Here is a 23253-nt window from a genome sequence, read left to right as displayed (position 1 = left end):
TGGGGCTGCAATTCTTTGCCGGCGGCAGTGGTTCGCGGTGAGGGGTAGCGCTGACGCCGCCCGGTGCGGGCGGCCAGGTGACAGTGGGTCAGGTGGCGCCCGCCTTCGAAGCGACGACGCTCGCAGGGGAGCAGGTGCGTTTTCCAAGTGACTATGCGGGGAAAGTCGTGCTGGTCGACTTCTGGGCCACGTGGTGCGCACCATGCATGCAAGAGTTTCCGCATCTCAAACAGGTTGCAGAGCAGCTCGGTGGGCAGAATTTTGTGATTCTGGGCGTTTCGATCGACGCGGAGTCGCGCATCCCCGCGGACCGCGTGGAAAGCGTCGTGCAGTCGCAGGGGCTCGCCTGGCCGCAAATCTATGAGGGTGGACCGGACATTGCCCGGCGTTTCGGGGTCGAAGCGTTGCCGGCGCTGTTCCTGGTGGATGGCGACACGGGCAAGATCCTTGCGATCGGGGATGCCCTGCGGGGCGACCGCCTGGAGCGAAGCGTTCGTCGATACCTCAAACCGGCTGGCCCCTGAAAGCGAGTTCCGAATTCTCCTCCTTGGCAGGGAGGGGGTGGGGCAGGAGCGAGAATCCACGGAGGTAATGCTAATCTCCCAACCTCTCCTCACATGGGGAGAGGTTGACGGGTAAAACTTCTAGTCCGCGGCGAGCGACTCCGCCGGAGCGGGGCGAGCGAGCATGGCAGCGCGGACCCGACGCCGGGACCAACTGTGCAGGACCATGCCCGTCAGGATGATTGCGACTCCGGCCTGCACGAGTAATCCGATGTCGGCGGCGACCATCAGCCCCGCCCGCGGAGCTTGGGCTTCGGAGTAGTAGAGGGCTGCCAGGGTTCCGAGCGGTGAGAGGGTTGCGACTTCCCACACAAACTTCACCGGTTGAGTGGTCAGCGTGGCGATCGCCAGCACGGCCACCTGTGCCAGGACTGGCATAAGTTTCAGCCCGAGCCACGTCAGCCCGAACGCCCACAACGGATGCAGTCGCAACAGCGCGAACCACAGCAGCCCCATGTAGTCCGTCCACAATGCGATGCCCACGCAGGCCGTTATGCGGACCAGGCGCGCACCATGCGTGCGGAACAAGCTGCCGTCGATCCGCAAATCCGCCTCGATCAGGAGCGCCGCGATAAGGACCACTGCCCCGAGAACGGCCAGCAGCCACGGGATCAGGTCCAGCAGTGCCGGCCGCAGTGGTGGTACCTGTGCCCGGAAGAGTCCCGCGCGAATCGCTTCCGCCCGCTCGTGTGCGGCGGTCAGAAGGGCCAGTTGCAGGATCAGCAGGAAGGTGATGGCTGTGCCGAGCCAGCGCCACGCGGCGATATCCTCGTCACCCGGTCCGAACACGCTCATCACCCCGCTCATGGAGTGGTGCCCCAGCACCAGCGTGAGCGCCGCCAGCCCCGCCAGCGTCAAGCCCAGCAGCAGGGGAAAGGTTGGCCGATGGGGATAGCGCAGCTTGTGGCCCGCTGCGAGCAGAAACACGGCCGCGAACGCGATTTGCAGGCCGCCTGGAACCGTCAGGGCCCCCACGTCGCCGCTGCCGGCGCGGCCAGCCATCAAGTCCAGAACCCAGGCACCGCTGAGCACACCCGAGATCAGTGCGAGGCCCGGGACCACCCGGATCAGCATCCACCCGCCCAGCAGACCGGCGATGACGATCACGGTCAGGATGGGTACCCGGCCGGAAGCCGCGCAAATGAGCAGGACGAATGCGTTGATGAAGAGGGCCAGAACCAACAGCGCGGCCTGGGCGAGAAGCCAACCGGCGATGACGACCTGCGGAAAGCCGAGCGCTTCGCCGTACCACAAGGCGAAATAGCAGCCCGCGCCGGTGCCGACAAGGAAAAGGACGGCTGGTACAAGCGGGGGGCCGGTGAGGTAGCCGAGCGCGAGTTGGAGACCGCTCAGGGGTGTGAGCCGATGCGACTCGAGCATGCCGTTGGTCCGGTCGCGCTGCAGCGCCCGCCGAATCGCATCGGTAAAGCCGAAGAGAACAAAGACAACCTGCACGATTCCGATAATAAAGAGACAAGTACGGTGGACTTCGGCGTACTCCCCAGGTTCGGCGATCCGGTATGCGAATGAGGCAAAGACAATCACGAGTGCGAGGTAGGCACCGCCTGCGAGGAGCAGTTGGCGTACCCCGCCTGCCATGTCGAGATGAGCTCGCGTGATTGCCGTGAAGGGCATCGTCAATCCACCTGTCGAATCCCGCTGCGGAGATACGCCTCTTCCAGGTTCGGCGCGAGCGGACGGAACTCCGCTACCGGCAGTCCGGCTGCGATGATGTCCGCGAGCAGTCCGGCTGCGGCTGCGGGCTCACGCTCAAATTCAAAGGTCACGACGCGCCCTTCAACCGCAATGCGCGTGAGTCCGGCGAGGGCGTGGAGCCGGACGTTCGCATCACCAACGGCGTGAGCTAGCTCGGCGCGATAGAGACAACGTTCCTGGCTTTCCGCCCCGGCCACCTGGCCGACAGTGCCGTAGCGCAGCAGCCGGCCATGCTCCATGATGCCGATGTGGGTGCAATACTCCGCCAGGTCGGCCAGGATGTGCGAGGAGACGATGATCGCCTTGCCTTGGTCGCGCAGACTCGCAAGCATGCGCCGGAACTGAATGCGCCCTGCCGGATCGAGGCCGGAGGCGGGTTCATCAAGCAGCACGACGTGCGGATCGGGCAGGAGTGTGCGCGCCACGGCGAGCCGTTGGCGCATGCCGCGTGAGAGTGTGCGGATCTTGGCGGTGCGTTTGTCTTGTAGCCAGAGCATTTCCAGCCAGTGATCGATACGTTCCTCACGCAGCGCCCGCGGCAGTCCGTGACAGCGACCGATGAATCGCAGGAAATCGTCGACTCGCAGGGTGTCGTAGACCGGGGGCGTATCCGGGGTGAAGCCCAACACTTCGCCGACGCGGGTGGGTTGACCGGTGGCGTCGGCACCCATGACGGTAACCTGACCGGTGGCCACGGACTGGAGTCCGGCAGCCGCCCGCAGAGTGGTGGTCTTGCCGGCACCGTTGGGGCCGATGAGGCCGAGCAGATCCCCGCCGTGCAGCGTAAACGAGACATCATTCACCGCGACGAAGTCGCCGTACGTGACCCGTACGCTTTCAAGTTGCAGTAACGGATCCTTGGTCACCCGCCGTCTCCCGCCATGTGAACGGACTCGTACCCGATAGCGCGCCGACCCGGAAGATTCGGTATGATGCCGTGCGAACGCCCCGCCGGCAAGCGTGCCGCATCATTGAGGATGCTGCGCACGCGGGGCCCGGAGATGCGCCGTGGTATTTCGCTGGTATTCGCCGCCGCCAGTGACAAATTGGTGGCTCGGCCCCGGATTGCTGGGTGGCTTGCTGGTTGGGCTCGGCTGCGCGATCCTGATCTGGCCGGAGTTACTGAGCGTCATGGTCGCGACGCTGTTCCTGCTCGCGGGCCTGAGTCTGCTGGGGTTTGCGTGGAACGCCCACCGCAGTGTGCGGTACCGGCGCATGGACGAAGTCCTGCGCGGTGATGATCCGCCCTTCTCGCTCTGATTCGTACGACTCTTCCCCGATTCTGGAAACGAACAAAGCCGCCTATTCACCACGGCGTGGTGAACCGGCGGCTTGTCGTTCGTTCTGCTCTACTCCAGGGCACCGAAACCCTTACGGGCAGGTGCTGACGCACGGTGCCGGCGGGGCCTTCAGCAGCGCGATGAAGGGCGAGATGTCGGCGAAGTTGACCACGCCGTCGCCATTCGCGTCGCTGTTGAGGTACGGACCGAAACCGGCCGCCAGGTTGCACGTCCAGTTACCTGCGTTCCCTGCCTTGATCGCCGCGATGAAGGGCGAAATGTCGGCGAAGTTCACGAGGGTGTCACCGTTCGAGTCACCCGGGCAGACCTGCGGCTGAGCAGTGCCGACCGTAATGGTGATTGCTGCGCCGGTCGTATTGACCATTGCTGCCTCCACCGGGCGGTAGCCATTCACCAGGCCCGCGGTCGCCAGGACATTCGCGATGCCATTCGACAGGCGGAAAGTGTAAGTGCCTTCGGTTGCGGGGGCCGCGAAGGAACCCGTCGCGATGACCTGTGCACCACTCTGGCCGACGCCATTGATCACCGCGGTGCTCGTGCCGATACCCACACCGGCCTGACCGAAGGTGTTCTGCGCGCCACCAATCTGCAACAGGTTCGGGCTGTTGGCGCCACCGTGCGATCCGACAAAGCCGGAGGGCAGGCCCGCCTCGCCCGGATTGCTGATGCCAGCCGGGCGGCTGAAATTCAGCATCGGGTTCGCCGCGTAGCTCGACGCATCGGCATAAGGCAAGACGAAAATCGCCGGGTTGCCCGCGTCCTGCGTCAGGTCGACTGCGACCAGCGCCAAACCGAAGTTGTCACCGGCCGAAACCGTGCCGGAGATCGTCCATGCGACTGTCGCACCGGCTGCGACGGTCTGGCCATTCTGCGGTGACGATAGGCCTAAGGTCACCGACGGTTGCGCGAGCGCTGCCGCGCTGAGAACCAGACTCACACTCAAAGACGCTACGATGTGCTTCATGAGATATGCCTCCAGCAATGCTTCTTGTGCCGACCGCCAAACCTCTCCCGACGCGTCACGCTCGTGGACGGTGTGGTCGACACCAATCCCCAGCCGCGAGCGTTTTCGCGGACCGTTTCCATCTGAAAATGCTACCACAAAGCCGACCCGGTTGGAACAGGAAATATAACAATTTCAACGGCCATCCTATCCAAGGAAGATCGGACGTTTTCCTGGCGTCCATTAACCTTTGCAGTTACAGGGTGTTACGTTGAAATGAGTCTGCCGCGACCCGCGGCGCACTACCCGAACCCCCAGTGAAGGGCGAATGCTGCTATTGGCTGAGTTCAGGGACCCGGAACCGTAACTCCAGTACTCCCACTGGGTTCCGTGAGCCGTTCCGGGCGGCGAGTGCCACATAAGTGTCCTCTTCTGCAGGTAAATCCGCCAGCCCGAGTGTCCCCCGTACCCGCGCCACCGCATCTTTCGAGGGGGCCTCGATCTCACTCCACCAACCCAGCAGTGGCAACTCATCCAGCGTCACCGTCGCGTCCGCAAGCCGCCAACTCTCCCGTCGTTTCTCAAAACACACTTGTGCTTGCAGCCCCAGCAGCCCAAGTAGCTCGGTGAGCGCTGCCGGTGAGTCCACGTTTGTTTCCCACTCCGGCCGCAGCTTGATTCCGTCGTCACCAGCCGTGCGTGGTCCCTTGAAGGTGAGCACTGTGACCGCGGTGTCGTGGGCTTGGGGCGCCGGAGCGGCAGCAGGGCTCGGCCACACGGTGATGCGGCGCAAGCGCAGCCCGCAATCAGCGCGTTGCAGGTGCCCGTCTTGTGTGTCCAAGAGCGTGTTGTCCTCGAGCACCACCCCCAGCGCTTGTGCACCGCACCGCTGCAAGGCGGCACGGACGGCGCCCACGTCGTGCAGTCGCAGCTTCACCTCGCACTCGTTGCCCACGTATATGCGCTCCGGTCTGTTTGGTGTTGCCGCGCTCCGGCCGCCCACCGCCGGGCGCATTGCCCGCGGGCTTGGGCCGGCGGTCGGCGTTGACACGCGCGGCGAACGTCGCCATGCTACCCCGCGCGTTCGGGTTTGCACATCAGTAACGCCCGGTCCCGTGTGCCCAAGGTGTGATCAGGTGACCCGGTGGTCGCCGGAAGCGGGACCCCCGAAGGCCAAGGTGGAGCCACGCATGCGGCCGAACCGGACCATCGCGCTTGGGGTGACGTTGGCGCTCGCGGGTTGGGGTGCCGCGGCCTTCGCGCAGGAAGGTGAGAGCGAGCGGCGTTTTCTTCAGCAACAGCGGGTTGTCGATGAGCAACTGCGCTCGGAGAAGGAAGCGGGTGCGCCACTCGAGTCGCTGGTCGATCTCCAGTGGGGCGGCTGGCTCGAGTTCTATTACTTCAACTACAACGACGGCGTGCAGAAATCGCGGCAGGTGTCCCGCCCGAGTCTCGGGCTGTGGACGCGCCTCCGACTTGACGACGGTGCGCACGAGTTGTTCGCGCGCATGCGGCTAACCTACACCTATTTCAAGCCCGGCGACGAAATCGATCGGCAGCAGGACTGGCTGGGCCCCCAGTTCGATCAGGTCTGGTACCAGATTGATGTCGGCCGCGCTTTCCGTTTGACCGACCCCGGCGACCCGCTCCAGTTGCGCGCGCGCCTCGGTCGGCAGCAGGTCGTTTTCGGGACGGGTTACGTACTCGACCTGCCCATGGATGCCGTCCTGCTCGATGGCCGGCTCGGCGACTTACGGGCCGTCGGGCTTTTCGGCCGGGCCGTGCCGAGTTATCCGAACATCGACCGCAGCGCTGCCGTGGCAAGCCATAGTGATCGACTCTTCTATGGTGTGCAGCTCAGCTACGAGGGTTGGCAGGACCACGTCCCGTTCGTCTACGGACTGTTCAACAACGACCGCAGCGAAACCGTGGGATTTCTGCAGCGCTACAGCTACGACAGTGCGTATCTCGGCGGCGGCCTGCGTGGCGCCCTGGCCCACAATTTCAACTACTGGGCGGAGGCGGCGCTCGAGTTCGGCCGCAGCTTCGGCGACCGCGGCTTCCTGCGCCAGGACCCGATCGAGGCGTTCGCGTGGAACGTCGGCGTCGAGAAGATCTTTGACCTGCCGCTGCAACCGCGGCTTTCGGCCGAATACATGTTTGCCAGCGGTGACGGCGACCGGCGGTTCAGTCCGACGAATGCCCGCGGCGGGAATCGTCCGGGCACGGTGGACACCGGGTTTTCCGGCTTCGGGTTCCGCGATACCGGGTTGGCCTTCGCGCCGACGCTCAGCAATCTGCACGTGTGGCGGGCCGGTGGTGCGTTGCGCCCGTTCGAGGACGTGGAAGTGCTGCGTGATTTCGAGGTCGGCACCAACTGGTTCCTCTACTGGAAGAACCGGCAGCGTGCCGCGATCAGCGATCCGCTCGCCGACAACTTCGATGGCTACGTGGGCTGGGAGATGGATTACTTCCTCAACTGGCGCCTGTCCTCGGATCTGTCGTGGACGCTGCGCTGGGGCTCGTTCTTCCCGGGTGACGCATTCAGTGATCGTGGCACGCGGCATTTCCTCTTCACCGGCGTGGTCTGGAGCTTCTGACATGATGACGATGCAGCCGTTGCGGCGGGCGCGGCCGTTCCCGAGGGAGTTCGTCTGCCGGATGGGACTTGTAGTGGGCGGACTGGTGGTCGCGGCGGCGGGCGGCTGCGCCGCCGGACAGCGCGCGATGAACCAGGCCCCCGTTCCCGCGACGGGCTCGGCGGAGTTGGTGTTGTACATAACCGACCAGGCACTGATCACCGCCGAACCGGCCTACCGCGCTGTGTATGCCCTCGCAAACGGGGCCAGTTTTGACGGCGACTACGCGGCCCTGCGTGTCCAGATGGCCGACGAGCGGCTGATTGAGGCGCACTGGCACCATGCGCCGGACGAGTATCTCGACCGCGCTACGATCGCCTACCTGGTGGCCCGGGCCTGTCGCTTGCAGACCGGGGTGAACTGGCAGCTTACCGGGCTGGGCCGCTATGCGTGGCGTGAATTGCAGTACCAGGGAATTGCCGGCGGCGGCAGTGAATACGGTGTGATGACCGGTGGCGAGTTTGCGGGTCTCCTGCTGAAGGCCGAAGAATATCTCGCGCAGCACATGCCCACAGGCGCCCCACAGCTCGACCGGCCCACCCCCTGATAACGTCCGCGTCGGCGGAATAGACAAGCCGGTTGGCGGCCGCAACTACAGTATTCTGACGGCCTGCCCGCTAGTCCGGTGAACTCACCGACTGCACGCCTTTTCCTCGTCCTGCTGGCAGGGAGCGCACGTGTCCACCGACAGTCTCGACATCATTTTCGCGATGCCGCATCCCGACGACATCGAGATTACCTGCGGTGGTACCGTTGCGAAGCTCGCGAAGCTCGGCTATCGCGTGGGTCTCGTACATCTCACTGATGGCGAGCCCACGCCGCGTGGGACCCCGGCGGAAAGGGCTCGCGAGTTGCACGCCGCGGCCGAGGTGCTGGGTGCCGCCCATGTGGAGGTGCTCGACCTGCCCAACCGCGAGTTGATGGATGGTCCGGCGGCGCGCTATGCCGTGGCCACCGTCTTTCGCCGCTACAGGCCGCGCGTCGTGGTGGGGATGGCGGGTCGGACGCCCGGGGCTTCTCCGGACCATTACCAGGCCGAGTTGATCGTGGAAGCGGCACGTTTCTATGCGCAGCTTACGAAGTGGGACGAGCGTTTCGCGGGTACGGCGCCGCACCGGGTGGATTGGGCCTGGTACCGCCCGGTCGCATTCGCGGCTGAGCCCGCCCGCTGGCCGGGCACATTCGTTGTCGACGTGACCGATGTATATGAGCAGAAAATGGCGGCCATCGCCTGCTACGCGTCGCAGTTTGATGCCGGCCGGCTGGAGCGCCTGCTGCTGCGGGTGCGGGCGCTCGACGCGACGGACGGAGCGCGCTGCGGGTTCGCGTATGGGGAGCTGTTCGGTTTACCGCACAGCGTGCCGCTGCCGGATCCGCTGGCACTTTTTCAGTCCGTGCAACCGACCTCCGGAGCCGCGTTCTACCCGCCCAGGTCGGGGTGATGGGGCACCGTGGTGGGGGGTGGTAGTCCCCGGATTTCAATAATTTCGAAGCAGTTGCTGGGCGAGTCACGCAGCGCGCGACGTGGCTACCATTGCGGAGCAAAGTGCTCTTCCCGGGTTGGCGCGGCGGGAAGAGCCAGCATGGAGTTCCGCGCCGAATACCATCTGGGTAGTGACTGGAGAACGAAGATGAAGATGCGTGTTCTGCGTTGGGCGACGCTTGCGGCCTCGACCGGTGTCATGCTGCAGCTCGCGGGCTGCGGTGGTGACTTCCTCATCCGCTTCGCGGGTGCAGGCGCAGTCGTGTCGGGTCTGCGGACCCTGCTCGCGGGCTAATTGCGAGCGCCTGCAAGCGTGTGCCCCGCATGCGGGGGCCCGCCGGCAGCCGTCGCCCTGCGATCCGTTCATGTTTCGGCCCCACGGTGCCGGGCGTGATCCGGTTGCAGGTAGACGGCTGCTCTTCATTCTTCCGCTGCGAATCCGCGTCGGGTCGGAGGCCACGCCGCCGTCTCAGGGCAATCCCGCATCAGACACGCTCCACGCTGGTCACATGTGCGAGCATGGCACGTACCGCCTCGCCAGAAGCCGGCGCATAGATTGCCACCAACGCTTCATCTCCGTGGTCTTCCGCCGAGTCCGCACTACCGGTCAGATGGCATTCCACACCCGCCCGGCTGACATCTGCGTAGTATTGCAATGCTCCCACCCGCACGAACCCCTTCACCCGGTACACCAGCGGCCGCAGGGCTGTAAGGGTCGCGAACAACGACGCCTCGTCGGTGGCCCGCGCGCCCGTGCAGATGGACCGGGCGAAGTGGGGATCAGTACAGGGTGCATAATCCCCGGCCGAGTTGGGGTTCGGGGCGTGCAGCGCTGCCGGCGAAAACACGTCGAGGTCGACGTCGGCCCGCGTACAGCACAGCACCCGCGCCACGGGTTGGATGGTGCGCACCGCGGCCTCCACCTCCGCACACTCCGCCGCGGTATGGAGATCTGCCTTGTTCACCAGTACCACGTCGGAGGCCGCCACTTGCGCCGTCAGTGCTGGCAGCGTCTCCAGCAGGTCCGCGAAGCTGTCCGGTGAGACCACCGCCACTACGCTCCGCAGCGCAAACTTCCGGTCGAGCTGAGTTTCGGTGAGCATGCGCCGGATCACGCGCGGATCTGACATGCCACTGGCCTCGATGACCACACCGGCAGGAGCTCCCCCCGGGAGGGACGCGAGTGTGTGAAGGTGCCGGATGAACTCACCCACGAGGCAGCGGCAGAAGATACTTCCGCCCACCACGCTCACAAGCCGCTCCGGGGGTAGATCCAGCAGCCGGCCGTCGACGTCCGACGGCGCGAATTCATTCACGAGGTACGCCACGCGGCGTTGGGCGTAACGGGTCACCAGTCGCCGCAGCAGGGTCGTCTTACCCGTTCCGAGGAAACCGGTCACGAGGGCGAGCGGGATCATCCGCGACCCTTGGCCGCATCGGCGGAGCGCAGGGCCTCAATGAGCGTCTGCCCATCGGGGATCAGCGAGGCGAACACCGGCCGACCGTCGATGCAGATGCTCGGAATGGCCTCGACCCCGAGCTTCTGCATGTAGCCGAGACCGGCATGTGTCGTGATCTTCCGCTCGTGGACCGCCACCGGGAAGGGGCACTGCTGCGCGGCCTCCTGCGCCGCGCTGACCATGTATTGGCACGGCGCGCAGGAGGCCGAGTCAAGCGTGACGACATCGACCACCACCGCCGGCTCGCCGGCGTAATCCGGAAGTACGATGTCGCTGAAGTCGACGGCGGCCTTGGCGCGCAGCGTTGTGGCGGCCACGTGTCGCTGGTACGCGTTGTGCACCATTTCGGCGACGGCGGCAAGGTTTTCGGGCGGCGTGCCGTAGGGCAGGTCGCAGCCCGGCGCCAGGACGAAGCCGTTGGTCCCGCCGATCTCCAGGCAGCGCAGCGCTTCCAGTTTCGCGTCCTCGGCGTCACCCAGCAGCAGCACGGTGGTGAGCTTCAGGTTGCCGCCGAACGATTTCCCATTCGCCGCGGCCAGTTCCTGGCAGAGTTCCAACGGGACATTCTCGTCGATGGACACGTTGTCGCAGCGCGTCCGGCAGAGAGCTTCGAGATTCCGCCGCGCATCGCCGCAGACGAACAGGGATGACACCGCGCCGCCCGCCCGGATGGCGTCGAACACTGCGTTTACCCGCGGTGCTACGAACTCTTCAAAGTGTTTCGGGGAGATCTGGCTGGTCATCGGGTCCACGACGGCCACCACGTCGGCGCCGTGCTCAAGGTACCCGCGTGCGGTCTGGGTCGCGATACCCGCACAGTAGTCCAGCAACCGCTGCACACCGGCCGGGTCGCGGCGCATCTGAAGAAAGATCGCGTTGCCCAGCAGGTGCAGCGCCAGTGTGAACGGCCCCGTGATGAGCCCGTAGAGCGCCACCTCGCCACCGAAGTCCGCCCGCAGCCGGTGCAGCGCATCAAAGACCACCGGGAAGCGGCCATGACCAAGGTCGTACCGCGGCAGTGCCGCGAGGTCCGCATTCACGAGCGGGTGCGAGGCCACGGCCGGCGGTGTCTCGTCCGCCCAGCGTAATTCGCACCCGAGCACCTCCGCTTCGAGTTGCAAATCGAACACAACCGGCAGCCCATCGGGGCGATAGCGCTCGCGGGCCAGGTGCAGGCCGCGCAGCAGGAGGTCGGCCGAGCGCAGGTAGTCGGCCGCGGTGACACCGACCAGCCGGCCGCCGTGAACGCCCACGAAGGGTACCCACGCCGCGCGTGGCGTCGCCTGGTTTTGCAGTGCATGCAGCAACAAATCACGACCCAGCATGCGATTACTCCCTGGGGCAGCGTGAGGGGCGAACCACGGCCGCAAACCGACCGCGGGTGCTGGCCGCCAGCCCATAGTGTAACCGTCCAATCGATGGATATCCAGATCGACAAGTAGCTCGTGTGGGTGGGGGCCGCCGGGGCCGTGGTCGGCCGCTCGGGGGGCGCGTGGCAGGGCTTGCGGGGTGCGGGAGGTCTCCGGCGCACCCAACCCCGGGGGGTACCGCCGCCGGCCCCTCGAGCGCACTCCTATTGACGAATTGTAATACACGAAATATATTTCCTCTATTCGGTCGAGCGGGCGATCCGGTCACGAGGGCCCCGCCGGCCGCGGGAGCTACGCCTTGGAAATTGCCATGCTCGGCGCCAACTTCCTCTCGCCCCCGGTCCTCTTCTTCCTGCTCGGCATGCTCGCGACCATGGTTCGCTCGGACCTGCACGTGCCGTCGTCGCTGGCCCGCTTCCTCGGACTGTACCTGCTGCTCGCGATCGGCCTGCACGGCGGACACGAGTTGGCGCGCAGCCCGCTCGACCTGCGCGTGGTCGTGACGCTCGGGCTTGCGGCCCTTGCCAGCGCGATGATTCCGTTGTGGAGCTTTGCCGTCCTGCGTCGCTGGCTCGACACGCCCACGGCAGCGGCGGCCGCGGCCTGCTACGGTTCGGTCAGTGCGGTGACGTTTGCGGCGGCGGCCACGTTCCTGGAGTCGCAGGGGCGGCCTTACAGCGGGTTTCTGGTGGCGGCGATGGCGCTCATGGAGACGCCCGCGATTCTTGTGGGGGTTTGGCTGGTGCGGCGTTTCGGCGTGGCGGAGGGGCCGGCGGGGGAGAGCACGGCCCGGGCGCCGTGGCGGGTGTTGCTGCACGAGTCGCTCGCGAATGGGGCGGTCGTAATCCTGCTCGGGAGTCTGGTGATCGGACTGTTGACCGGTCCCGGTGGCTGGGAAATGATGCAGCCGCTGGTGAAGACCCCGTTTCATGGCGTGTTGTGCCTGTTTCTGCTGGACATGGGCATGGTGGCGGCGCGGCGGTTGGGCGAGCTGCGCCGCGCCGGGGCGTTCGTGCTGCTGTTCGCGCTCCTGGCACCGCCGCTGCACGCGTTGCTAGGGATCGCGACCGCTGCTCTGATCGGCCTGAGTGCCGGAGATGCACTGTTACTGGCAGTACTGTTCGGCAGCGCCAGCTACATTGCGGTTCCGGCCGCGATGCGGCTCGCCGTTCCGCAGGCGAATGCAGGGGTGTACCTGCCCATGGCCCTTGGCCTGACGTTCCCGTTTAATATCACCATCGGATTGCCGCTGTACCTGACCTGCATCGAATGGCTGTGGGTGGGCGTAGCATGAGCGCGCCTCGGACACACCAAAGTGCAGCGAAAGCCCAGTCGGGTCGCGGGCTAGCGTCCGGCGCTGCCGCGCCGCCGCAAGCCCAGTGGACTTTTCTTTCCAACCATGCGCACGTGCTCGTCGTCCTTGCCCGGGCGCCCGACACGCGCTTGCGTGACGTTGCCGCCCGGGTCGGCATCACGGAACGAGCCGTGCAACGCATCGTGGCCGAACTCGTGGCGGGCGGCGTGTTACGCCGGATGCGCATCGGGCGCTGCAATCATTACGAGGTGCGGCGCGCGGCGCCGCTGCGACACCCACTTGAACACCATTGCCGCGTAGGGGATCTGCTGGACATGGTGCTGGCGCGCTGATTCCGGCAGAGCGGGGCAGGCCTCATGCTGTGTCGGGCGGCGGCGCTGAACTTACGATTGCAGCGTGGCCTCAAGCGTGATACGCGTACCGGCGAGCGCTTTCGAGACGGGACACGATTCCTTGGCCTGTTGCGCGATCTTCAGGAACGTGTCCGCGTCGATCCTTGGAACGCTGGCACGCATGGTGAGTTGCACCTGGTCGATCGCGAAGCCGCCATCGACCTGTGCCAGGCGCACGCCAGCCGTTGTGTCGACCTGCAGCGGGGGGAAACCTGCCTCGGCGAGGGCATGCGAGCAGGCCATGGAGAAGCAGCCGGCGAGCGCTGCGCCGATCAGTTCCTCGGGGTTGGTGCCCGGCTCGGCCTCGAAGCGCGTGCGGAAGGAGAAGGGGCCGGACCACGCACCACTGCCGAGCGTCATGCTCCCCTTTCCGCTCTTCAGATCTCCACTCCAGTGGGCCGTGGCTTTCCGTGTGACCATTCCGGTGGCTCCTCGCGCCCCGTGGGGCTCGTGTGTGTAAACATCGGACAGCGTGGTAGAAACCGCGTATGGGTCACACTGCCCGGACCTGATTGTAGGACCAGATGCACACCCGGCGAGTTTCGTGCGCGTGGACGGGACCGGTCGCCGTGGCGGCTTGGGGGGCTGGCTGCGAATTCTTTGACGTGTTTGATGCAGGTCAAGGCCCGGCTCAGCGTTTGGGGACAAACTTCCCTCTGAACGGTAAGTCATGGTGGCCGTACCGGTGCGGTGCGATCGCCACCGTAGAGCCAAGGAGCCCCGATGAGTGAACTGATCAACAACCGGGCTCAGCGTATTGAGACGCTGAAGCGCATTATCCAGAAGCTGCACCGCGGCACACCGCCGGAGGAGGTTCGGGCAGAACTCGTCGCCATCGTCCAGTCGGCGGACGCAGGCGAGATTGCGGCCATGGAGCAGGAGATCATCGCTTCGGGGGTCGCTGTGGACGAGGTGAAGTCGATGTGCGACCTGCACGTGCAGGTTGTACAGGACATCCTGAAAAAGCCAGTGGTCCTGCTGCCGCCGGGACACCCGGCGGACACGCTCAAGCGGGAGAACGAAGCGCTTCGCGCGACTTGCCAGCGCATGCGGGAAGCGATGGCGGAGGTGCGGAACCTGCCGCCCGAGACGGCGCCGGAGGCCCCGTTGATTCGATGGCGGCAGGCCCTCAACGATCTGATGGACGTGGACAAGCACTACCGTCGCAAGGAGGACCTCTTCTTCTCGGTGCTCGAGCGCCACGGTATCACGGGGCCTTCCAAGGTGATGTGGGCCGTGCAGGACGAAGCCCGCCGGCGCCTGCGCGACCTCGAAGCGGCACTGCGCGTGACGGGTGCGACGGCCGGGGAGCTGGTCGTCGTCGCGGACCGTGTGGCCGAGACTGCCCTCACCATCGTGGAAAGCATGACGAGCAAGGAGGAAAACATCCTGCTGCCGATGATGCTCCAGACGCTCACCGAGGAGGAGTGGGGGGAAATCTGGACCCAGTCGCCGCGGTATGGCTGGTGTCTGGTAGAGCCGCGCGTGGGCTATCGGCCGCCCGAAGCGCGGCACCGCGCCGACACAATCGAAGTGCCCGGTGACCGCGCTGTCGTGTTTCCGACCGGTCAACTCGACTTCGAGCAACTCAAGGCCATCTTCTCAGCACTGCCCGTGGATCTCACCTTTGTCGACGCGGACGATCGTGTCCGCTTCTTCTCCGAGGGGGATCGCATCTTCGACCGCAGCAAGGCGATCATTGGTCGCAAGGTGCAGCACTGTCACCCGCCCAAGAGCGTGCATATCGTCGATCAGATCGTGAGCGATTTCCGCGCCGGGCGGCAGAACGTCGCGGAGTTCTGGATCGAGCTGCATGGCAAGTTCGTGCATATCCGGTATTTCGCGGTACGGGACGGACACGGGGCGTACCTCGGAACGCTCGAAGTCACACAGGATCTGACCCGGTTGCGTGCCCTGCAGGGGGAGCGCCGGCTGTTGCAGTACGACACCCCAGCGGAGAACCCCGCATGACTGCTGCTCAGAACATCACACCGGAAACGCGTCTTTCCGAAATTCTCGCAGCATTTCCCGGCCTGTCAGCCGAACTTGAGCGTCTCGTTCCCATGCTCGGCCGGCTCCGCACTCCCGCTTTGCGTGAGGCCGTGGCTGCTGCTCTGACCGTGGCAGATGCCGCCCGACAGGTCGCCCGTCCGGTCGGAGAGCTTGTGGAGTCTTTGCGGGTCGCAGTCGGCGGTTCGGACCCGGTCATGGACCGCCCGGCCGACGCTCTGGCCGGACCAGCGTGGGCACAGGGGCGCACGCCCGTGCTCAGACTCGACGCAGACGAGTTGTTGGCGGCCGGTGCGCATCCGCTGCCGCTCGTGCAGCAGCGCCTCGCAACGCTCGGCCCGCAGGAAGTCATACTGATCACGGCGTCATTTGTGCCGGAGCCGCTGGTCCAGTTCTGCCGGGTGCGCGGCTTTGCCGCAGAAGTTACCCCGCAGCACGGTCGCTACCAGCTCGCAATCGGCGTGGCGCCCTGAGTCACGAGGTGGTGGATCCATGAAAGAGGCCGTCCCTCGGGGGGACGGCCTCACACACACGTTGAGATGTTTTCGCCGGTTCGTGTTTCCTATCGACGGCGCCGGGCGAGCAGGCCGCCGAGTGCGAGCAGCGCGAAACTGGCCGGCTCCGGCACCACGCGGATGTTGTCGATCAGGGTGAAGAGCAGGTCAGGCGCGTTCGGGTCGGTGGAAGACCCGGCGTTGATGTCGCTGTGGCCGAAGAAGATGTTGCTGCCGAGCAGTGTGACGGTGTTGACGTCGATTGTCGCCATCAGCAGGCCGTTGATGTGCCAGGTGATGAAGTCACCCTGCTTGGTAATCTCAACCTGGTGCCACTGCATGCCGCCGCTGCCAACCTGCGTGACGCCGGTCTGCTGCGGGTACAGCGCGAGCTGCGCGGCCGGAGCAGCCACCCCGCCGAGCCCGGCGTAGTAGGGGTTCGTGTTATTGAGCGAGCTGGCTGCATACACGGGGTTGCCGGAGGGATAGCTTGTGCCCGCCGCACTCGAATAGGCCCGCCAGTCGGAGGCCGAGCCGCCGTCGCCGGTGCCTGCGAACCAGACGCTGTGCTGCACGCCGCCCGGCCACTGGACCGCTGCGCCGGTGGTGCCGATCCCGTAGGTCGACAGGTTGGTGGAGCCGCTTCCACCGCCGGGGAACGGGCCGTTGAAATTCGCCCACCAGTCGAACTTGACGACGTAATCACCGACGAAGCTCTGCCCGATCGGCGAAACGCTCATCCCGCTGAATAAACCACCGGTGAGGTTGGCCTGCAACTTCATGCCGCGAGTACCGGCACCGCTCGGGGCGGCCGGGATGCCGACCGTCGAGTAGTCGAAGAAGAAATTGGCGGCCGCATCTGACGGGCCGGTATGCACGACCCAGTTCGCGGTTGAATCGACCTCGAAGTCCTGGCTGTAAAGGTCAGCCAAGACCGGCGCTGCTGCGCACAGCAGCCCCAACGAACACCCGAACACGTATTTTCGCATGGCTCTTCTCTCCCTCATCTTGGGACTTTGGACCGCCGACCAGCGGTTGATTCCTCGGACATGCTACGCTACGCCGCACCGTGCAGCGCACGGTTGCAGGATCTGACACCCTGATTCTAACGCTCCGCTGAGCGGCTCCCAAGCGCAATTCGCCGAATTGTCCGGCTTGGAAGCAGGTTACAGCCCACAAGGGCCTATAACGAACTCCGGATTCACGCACTACGGCACCGCCCAGGTGGCCATGGCCGCACTGAATAACTCGATCCATTCTGCCACGATGGCTCCACGGAGTGAACCGTTGCGGCGCGCCTCTGCGGGTGTTTGCCCCCAATAGAACGACACCCAGCCCGCTACGTCATGCCGCGACGCAGCGAGGAATGCGAGCATCTCCTGGAAGTTGCAGTGCAGTGGGAAGGTCTCCTCAAGCACCACCGGCTTACCAACATGAAAGCCGGACAACGTATCCAGGGCCGCTTCAAGCTGGCCGGAACGTGGGTACAGGTGTACGCTCAGGAAGTCGAGTTCAGGCCCGATCACCTGTGGGACGAATCCAGAAGTCAGTCCGGGCCGGTCGAGACTCCAATCCACCAAACCCACCGTGATCAAAGTGTCCGGATCGTGCTGCCGGATCGCCGTGGTGAGCGTGCGAATCCAGTCCGCTGCGACCTGTGGCCGCGGCCGGCCCGCCCGATCAAGGGTGATGAACTGCACGAAGTGGAAGCGTTCCGCGAAGGGTGGCCCCAGCCAATCACCGTCCGCGCGCTTTCCTCCGGGTACGACGGGTTCGTTCATCAGGTTGTAGCAGAACACCCCCGGGCGACCGGTGCAGCGCGCCGCGATCGCCGCCCAGAAGGCGGCTTGAGCGGCCCAACGCTCTTCTTCATTAAGGGTGTCGTACCACGCCGGTACTTCGTCCTTGAGGTAGCAGCCGAGCCCGGTCAGGTTGAGGCGCAGGCCAAGTTCCTCGGCGAGGGAGACAAGCTGTGACAGTCGCGCCAGTTCGCGCGCGTCCGGCGCGCTGGGGGTGGGCATGAACCGGCCGAACTGGAGGTGAATACGGATGACGGTGGCGCCGAGGTCCCGCATGGCGCGGAAGTCGGTGACTACCTTGTCCCATTCATCGTGCCAGTAGGCCTCGATGAGACGATGGTCGGGTTCATCATGGTCGTAGTTGAAACCCCACGGGACGAAAGGGGTACCGGAAGGTCGGCCGACGAAGCCACGGCCGTCGGCCGCAACCACGATACGTTCGAGCGCGACAGCGGGCCGGGGCGTGCTCGTGGCACAGCCCGCCCAAGGTAGCAGGGCCAGGATGCAGAACAGCAGCGTGGTGCGCTGCAATTCTGGCCACAAGGTGACAATGCGGGTTGGCATGTCAAACCAGCCGTCCTGCTGCGAGGTCGTGCACTCGCAGCAGGACGCCCGAGTTGTTCGCCGGTGTCTCCTACCCACCGCGCTTGAGCTGCGCGATGAACGGGCTGATGTCAGCGAAGTTCACCACGCCATCGCGGTTGAGGTCGCGGTTGGCGAACGGACAGTTCGGATAAGCGGCCTCATACGCAGCCGTGTCCTTCAGCGCGAGGATGAAGGGGCTGATGTCGGAGAAGTTCACCGCACCGTCGCAATTCAGATCGCCGGGCCGGTGTGGTGTACAAACCTGATCGACGTTGTGTGTGCCAGGCGTTGTCAGCGTCAGCAGCAGCGCGGTGGGATTCTCCCCCACCAGACTGTCCACGCCACCGAGTTCCCACTCATTCAGGTAGAAATCGCCGCCGGCTCCCGAGTTCCACGCGGGGCGCCGTGTGACGTAGCCGCGGGTGAATTCCGTCGGCTGTCCGAGGTTGTCGACACCCGGCAGACCGAACATGTCGATGATCCGGCCGCCGTCGGCGCGATCGGTAAGCAGGAGGCGCTCGTGCCCATGGCCGAACTGGGCCGGGGTCTGGACATCGGGAACAGAGCCGTAGATGCCCTGGAACGCACCGCTGCAAGCGCCGTCGAAGGTCGAGTTGATGACCACGGCTTGCCCGGCCGGGATCAGCAGGCCACCCAGCGGGACGTTGACCTCGGTGTGTGTGCTCAGACCGGTTTGCACGATGATTCCGCCCTGAATGAAGGCGAAATCCGTCGTTCCCGTGTTGGTGATTTCGAGCCAGCGCGGACAGTCTCCGCTTTCGGCACCCTGCACGACCTCGCTGATGATCAGGCACGAGGCATCGTAGGAGATGCAGGGATTGGGTGCGCAGTCCACGGCAGCGCCGAGATACGTTCCGCCCTGGGCGGCACAGACGGATTCATCGAGCAGCGTGCAGAAACTGCCCTGGCAGCAGGCCCCCGGGGGTGGGCAGGCACTGCTGTTCGCATGCTGCGAAGGCACGAAATCCGTCGGTATGCCCGTGCCTGCCGACAGCCCGACGATGGCGTCGCGACAGGCGATGCCGGTCCATGTCAGGTGAATGGCGCCGTGGTGGAACAGTTCGACCTGGAACGTGTTCGGCGCGCTGCTGGAGAATTCCGGTACGTTCTGCCAGGTGACGGCGATCCGATCCGCGGTCTGCTTCCAACTGATCGTGCCGCCGGAGGCGGGGTTCAGATCGTCGAACAGCGGGGCGATCCGTGGCAGGGAGAAATGCACCGCGAGCGTCTCCTGCCAGGTGCCGTCGGCCTGCCCGAAGGTCAGGTGGCCGTTCGCGTTGACGAATAGACTGGTGTAGGGCACGCCATAGAGCCACACGGCAGGGGTGAATTGGATCTGGCGCGAGCCGTCGTCGCTCAGCACCAGGGCGGTGCCGCCCGCGGGGTCGGTCGGCAGCGTGGACGCCGTGACGAGGCAGGCCGCGTAGAAGTTTGCGCCGCCATCGGGCGTGAACCGCAGGGTACGGTTAGCAAGGTTGAAGTCGTTTCCATTGCCGGTGAACTGCTGCGTGAAGTAGTCGGCCTGCGAAAGCGTCGTAAAGCTGTGGGTAGCGGAGTAGGCACTGCTGCTGCACCCGTTCGTCGCGCGCACGCGCCAGTAATACGTCGTGGCGGGGTCGAGCATGGTGGTGACGAAGGCGCTGGTTTCGCTGGTCGTGGCGTTGAAGACCGGTTGTGAGAAAGTGGCCGTGCGCGACACCACCACGTCATACGTGACGGCCTGGCTGCTGGCGATCCACGCCAGCGTCGGCTGCCGCCCCACGTTCGTGGCCTGCGGTGCCGGACTCTGTGGCACCGGCACGCCGGGTACCGCGCTCGCCACGTGCAGCGTGAGGAGTTGCGAGCGCACGAGCAGGTCGGCCTCGGCCGTAATCGTCAATGTATAGGAACCCGGCGCGACGGCCGCGAGCCCCGTCAAGGTGAGGACGGAAGTGTAGGGTGCCGGCAGGTCATTCACGCTGATCTCAGCCGCGGCGCCGGCTGGCAGTCCATCGAGCGAGAGACTGACGATCTCTTCAAAGCTGCCGAATCGATCGACGTGGAGCGTGTAAAACGCCGTGCCGCCTTGTGTCGTGCAGACGGTCTGTGATGCGGGTGCTGCAGTCAGGCGGAAGCTGCTGTCCGGCGGCAAGTACAGCGCCGGATCTCCCAGCAGAACAAACTCCTCGAAAAAGTTGCGTACGATGTCGGCATTCTGCGTCGGCAGACCGCCCGGGGTGGCCGGCTCACCATAGACCTCGAGGAAGTGGTAGAGCGCGCTGTTCCAGGCGGGTCCGAGTTCCCAGATTCCCTCTTCGAACAACGCCCGGAAGAAGGCCTTCTCCAGGACGGCGGACGGCAGCCAGGCGGCCGGACTGCCCCAGTAGATGTAATCCGAAGCGGAGATGTAGGCCGCGGCGCCCTTGTCGGCGACGCGCAGCCAGGTTTCGCCAAAGCACTCGTCGTAGTCAAAGTGGCTCGTGTTGCACGACCACCCCAGAACCACGCCGTACAGCCCGGTGTTCTGGAGGTTGCGCACATCGTTCTGCCCGAACGACGGGTCCCACCAGCCGGAGGAACCGCTGTGTCCCATGTACGTTGTCAGCAGACTGCCGCTGTTCAGTGCGGCGGCCACCTGCGCAGTCGTACCGCCCTGCGCGGCGTAAATGCGGGTTGGCGCGTAGTCGTTGGGTTCGAGGTAATTCGTGATGATCCACTCCGCCGTGGGCTCCGCCGTTCCGTTGGTGTCGGGGTTCGCGAGGAACGTAACCCGGCGCAGGTAGTCCGGATCGGGGTAATCGCCGGATTCGAGCTTCAGCGTCTTTTCGACCATCGCCTCGAGTTGTGATAACGTGGCGGCCGGAAACCGTCCGACCGGGAATTCCGGGTACCAGTCATCGCCGTCATCCATGCAGGCATACGGCAGATCCGTCGTGGCCTGCTTGCTGCCGACGCCTTTCCAATGGGGAATCGTGGTGGCCGTGGCCGACACCTGGCCGGCCGTGTCACCGATGATCAGCAGGTAATCGGGCGCCGTGCTGGTTCCCCAGCGGGCTTTCACCATCTCCTTGATCGCGGCGCGCGTGGTACCGGCCGGCACGACCTGCTTCACCACATTCAGGCCGCGCGCGGCGCGGGCGGCCTGCAACTGGAGCACCGGGGCGCTGTTGGACCAGGCCTCCGGCACGAGCATCAGGTAGTTCGACGCCGGGGGTTCGGGCAGGCGCAGACTCGGATCACCGAGCATGTACCAGCTCTCGACGAAGTCCTGCGACGCCGGGTTGTCCGGTCCGTAATGGCCGGCGAACTTGGTACCGGCGGCAATGGAACCCACCCCCAGCTCACGAATGCCGTCGGCGTAGAACGACGTGTAGAAGAAGCGATACAGGTTCGCCCATTGCGACCAGGTATAGGGCGTTTGATTCGTGGCACAGCCGTATCCGGCGGCCGCTCCCTTGCCGGGTTCGAGCATCAACTTCTCAATGAAGCCCGGCGACTGCGTCGGATCGGTGTAGTCGACGTTGATCGTGCTGCAGGCGAAGCTGGCTATGAACGGATAGAGGTTCTCGTTCTGCAGTGCCTCGATGTCCCCAAAGCGATACAGCGGCGTCGCCCAGGCCTGAAACCCCGCGGCATGACCGTAGTAACTCACCAGAAAATACCCGCGGTTGATGGCGTTGTTGATGTCGGTCGCGGTGGCTCCGGTAGACTCGTAGATCTGGTCAACGGCGATCCCGGCCGGCTGCAGAAATGTGCTGATGATCTGGGCGTTGAGCGCTTCGCCCGCTGTCCAGATGTCGCTGCCTCCCATGAACAGTGCGCGTCGCGCATAGGCCGGGTCATAATCGCCGGCTTCAACGACCAGTGTCTTGCCGATCATCACCTGCAACTCGGCCACGGTGCGCGCGGGGAAGCGCCCGTATGGAATGTCGGGCAACCAGTCGCCGGGCCCGTCCATGCACACATAGGGATTGTCCGTGCGGGCGCGTTTCGTGCCGTCGCCGGCGTAGATCGGGATGAACTCGGCGGCCACCGAGGTCGCATTGCGGATGGCGTCACCGACGATCAGGACGAAATCGGGAGCATCCGGTGTATTCCACAGACCCTCGATGTACGCTTTGATCGTGGGCCGCGTCGTGCCGAGGGGTGGCGCATAGACCATGACATCAAAGCCGCGTGCTTCCTTCGCCGCAATGAACTGATTCAGCGGTGCGCTGTTGTGGAAAGCCGGTGCGGTGATGATGAGGTAATTTCCGGCCGTGCGTTCCGCCGGTTCCACGGGCGAATTCAGCAGGGTGCGGTGCAGGCCGGGTACCGGACGCAGATCTGTCCGCGCGGCATCGCCGCCTGCAAAGGTTAGCTGAATTTCAAAGTGCGGCACGATGCGCAGGGCACCTTGCACCGGGTTGTAGGTCACCGGGTGCACTTCCAGCATGTACAGTTCTACCCCGCGTGAGATCCCCAGTGCGCGCACGCTTACCACGGGGGACGGTGCATACGTGTCGCGCCGGTACGCTTCCAGTGCCAGGGTGAATTCTTCCGCGTCCGTCTCCTCGACGAGCGGCTGCACGGGGACGACCAGACTGGCGTGCCCCAGGTCTGCGAGCCGCATCCAGTGCGTCCCGCTTTCCGCGGCTGCCACCGTCACCCGCGCACCAGGTCGCACTCCAAAGAGCTTTCGGATGACCGGCAGGGCCGGTTCGCCCGGAGCCCCGGAATCAGTCGCCTCAGGAATTTGAATCTGCGTAAAGGGGCCCGCCGGGGTGCCGATCGCAGCCAGCTCAAAACCGAAGCAATGCACGGCCACCGACAGCCCGGAGTCGTCGATCTGCCGCACGAAGGTGGCGGGTGCCCGACCAGCCCGCTCACCGGGGTCGGCTCCACCCGTCGCGGCGTCGATCCACGTACCGGCGGCATGAACTGCGGGTAGCTGGAAGATTGTGATGGGGAGCAGGAAAAAAAAGGCAAGGCGGGACGGGCGCACAGAAGTCATTCCCGATTCCTCCGCTGTGGTGCAACAAGCGGCCATGGACACACACAGCAGGACTGATTTCCGCAAACGAGCAGCATGTTGACCGCTGATCCCTTCATCGTAACACTTTGGGCACTCTGCTGAAACCGAAAGTTGGGGGGTGAAATCGCTGCCAAGGCGCAGTGGGTGGGCTTGTCGCAGTCGGGCCGGA

General features: G+C 65.1%; 20 protein-coding genes. 10 read left to right on the top strand and 10 right to left on the bottom strand.

What is annotated here, in order from left to right:
- Positions 1-77: 77 nt before the first annotated feature.
- Complete coding sequence (locus tag IPM18_03330) at positions 78-524, top strand: TlpA family protein disulfide reductase (protein MBK9118623.1); 447 nt, start codon at positions 78-80, stop codon at positions 522-524.
- A 120-nt stretch (positions 525-644) separates the two neighbouring features.
- Here the strand turns inward: IPM18_03330 and IPM18_03325 are convergent, their stop codons facing one another.
- Together IPM18_03325 and IPM18_03320 are read right to left on the bottom strand one after the other, a co-directional pair.
- On the bottom strand, positions 645-2198 hold the full coding sequence (locus tag IPM18_03325; GenBank protein ID MBK9118622.1) for a hypothetical protein: 1554 nt from the start codon (positions 2196-2198) through the stop codon (positions 645-647).
- A gap of 2 nt (positions 2199-2200) precedes the next feature.
- Positions 2201-3145 (bottom strand): ABC transporter ATP-binding protein, encoded by a 945-nt coding sequence (locus tag IPM18_03320; protein MBK9118621.1) that lies wholly within the window; start codon positions 3143-3145, stop codon positions 2201-2203.
- Between the two features lie 142 nt (positions 3146-3287).
- Here IPM18_03320 and IPM18_03315 point away from each other — a divergent pair, with 142 nt between their 5' ends.
- Positions 3288-3539: a hypothetical protein gene (locus tag IPM18_03315; GenBank protein MBK9118620.1), complete on the top strand. Its 252-nt coding sequence runs from the start codon at positions 3288-3290 to the stop codon at positions 3537-3539.
- 111 nt (positions 3540-3650) lie between these two features.
- Here the strand turns inward: IPM18_03315 and IPM18_03310 are convergent, their stop codons facing one another.
- Together IPM18_03310 and IPM18_03305 are read right to left on the bottom strand one after the other, a co-directional pair.
- Positions 3651-4544, bottom strand: a complete 894-nt coding sequence (locus IPM18_03310; protein MBK9118619.1) for a hypothetical protein — start codon at positions 4542-4544, stop codon at positions 3651-3653.
- Positions 4545-4857: 313 nt separating this feature from the next.
- Positions 4858-5478, bottom strand: a complete 621-nt coding sequence (locus IPM18_03305; GenBank protein ID MBK9118618.1) for a class IV adenylate cyclase — start codon at positions 5476-5478, stop codon at positions 4858-4860.
- Positions 5479-5713: 235 nt separating this feature from the next.
- On the opposite strand from IPM18_03305, the gene IPM18_03300 reads away from it, so the two are divergent.
- From IPM18_03300 to IPM18_03285, 4 genes are all read left to right on the top strand, one after another.
- Positions 5714-7123, top strand: a complete 1410-nt coding sequence (locus IPM18_03300) for an alginate export family protein (GenBank protein MBK9118617.1) — start codon at positions 5714-5716, stop codon at positions 7121-7123.
- 1 nt (position 7124) lies between these two features.
- A complete protein-coding gene (locus tag IPM18_03295; GenBank protein MBK9118616.1) occupies positions 7125-7709 on the top strand; it encodes a hypothetical protein in 585 nt (194 codons plus the stop codon).
- A 130-nt stretch (positions 7710-7839) separates the two neighbouring features.
- Positions 7840-8604 (top strand): PIG-L family deacetylase, encoded by a 765-nt coding sequence (locus tag IPM18_03290; protein ID MBK9118615.1) that lies wholly within the window; start codon positions 7840-7842, stop codon positions 8602-8604.
- Positions 8605-8793: 189 nt separating this feature from the next.
- Positions 8794-8940 (top strand): hypothetical protein, encoded by a 147-nt coding sequence (locus IPM18_03285; protein MBK9118614.1) that lies wholly within the window; start codon positions 8794-8796, stop codon positions 8938-8940.
- A 190-nt stretch (positions 8941-9130) separates the two neighbouring features.
- Here IPM18_03285 and IPM18_03280 read toward each other — a convergent pair whose 3' ends face one another.
- Together IPM18_03280 and IPM18_03275 are read right to left on the bottom strand one after the other, a co-directional pair.
- Positions 9131-10063: a GTP-binding protein gene (locus IPM18_03280; protein MBK9118613.1), complete on the bottom strand. Its 933-nt coding sequence runs from the start codon at positions 10061-10063 to the stop codon at positions 9131-9133.
- Positions 10060-11430 carry a uroporphyrinogen decarboxylase gene (locus IPM18_03275; protein MBK9118612.1) on the bottom strand — a complete coding sequence of 457 codons (1371 nt, stop codon included), beginning with the start codon at positions 11428-11430 and terminating at the stop codon, positions 10060-10062. The genes IPM18_03280 and IPM18_03275 overlap by 4 nt, the downstream gene beginning before the upstream one ends.
- Positions 11431-11773: 343 nt before the next feature.
- Here IPM18_03275 and IPM18_03270 point away from each other — a divergent pair, with 343 nt between their 5' ends.
- The gene (locus IPM18_03270) at positions 11774-12769 is read left to right on the top strand and encodes a sodium-dependent bicarbonate transport family permease (protein MBK9118611.1); all 996 of its coding nucleotides are present in this window, start codon (positions 11774-11776) and stop codon (positions 12767-12769) included.
- The gene (locus IPM18_03265; protein ID MBK9118610.1) at positions 12766-13122 is read left to right on the top strand and encodes a MarR family transcriptional regulator; all 357 of its coding nucleotides are present in this window, start codon (positions 12766-12768) and stop codon (positions 13120-13122) included. The genes IPM18_03270 and IPM18_03265 overlap by 4 nt, the downstream gene beginning before the upstream one ends.
- Positions 13123-13173: 51 nt before the next feature.
- Here the strand turns inward: IPM18_03265 and IPM18_03260 are convergent, their stop codons facing one another.
- Positions 13174-13602, bottom strand: coding sequence for an OsmC family protein (locus IPM18_03260; GenBank protein ID MBK9118609.1), 429 nt, complete (start codon positions 13600-13602; stop codon positions 13174-13176).
- Between the two features lie 303 nt (positions 13603-13905).
- Here IPM18_03260 and IPM18_03255 point away from each other — a divergent pair, with 303 nt between their 5' ends.
- Positions 13906-15153 (top strand): DUF438 domain-containing protein, encoded by a 1248-nt coding sequence (locus IPM18_03255; GenBank protein ID MBK9118608.1) that lies wholly within the window; start codon positions 13906-13908, stop codon positions 15151-15153.
- Positions 15150-15665, top strand: a complete 516-nt coding sequence (locus tag IPM18_03250; GenBank protein MBK9118607.1) for a DUF2249 domain-containing protein — start codon at positions 15150-15152, stop codon at positions 15663-15665. The genes IPM18_03255 and IPM18_03250 overlap by 4 nt, the downstream gene beginning before the upstream one ends.
- Before the next feature lie 89 nt (positions 15666-15754).
- Here IPM18_03250 and IPM18_03245 read toward each other — a convergent pair whose 3' ends face one another.
- From IPM18_03245 to IPM18_03235, 3 genes are all read right to left on the bottom strand, one after another.
- Complete coding sequence (locus IPM18_03245; GenBank protein ID MBK9118606.1) at positions 15755-16675, bottom strand: PEP-CTERM sorting domain-containing protein; 921 nt, start codon at positions 16673-16675, stop codon at positions 15755-15757.
- Between the two features lie 219 nt (positions 16676-16894).
- The gene (locus tag IPM18_03240) at positions 16895-18049 is read right to left on the bottom strand and encodes a cellulase family glycosylhydrolase (GenBank protein MBK9118605.1); all 1155 of its coding nucleotides are present in this window, start codon (positions 18047-18049) and stop codon (positions 16895-16897) included.
- Positions 18050-18119: 70 nt separating this feature from the next.
- On the bottom strand, positions 18120-23063 hold the full coding sequence (locus IPM18_03235; GenBank protein MBK9118604.1) for a hypothetical protein: 4944 nt from the start codon (positions 23061-23063) through the stop codon (positions 18120-18122).
- Positions 23064-23253 lie beyond the last annotated feature (190 nt).

The sequence above is a fragment of the Phycisphaerales bacterium genome, assembly GCA_016716475.1.
GTDB lineage: Bacteria > Planctomycetota > Phycisphaerae > UBA1845 > Fen-1342 > JADJWG01.
Note: the sequence above shows the minus strand (reverse complement) of the source record. Positions and strands in the feature narration are given on the sequence as shown.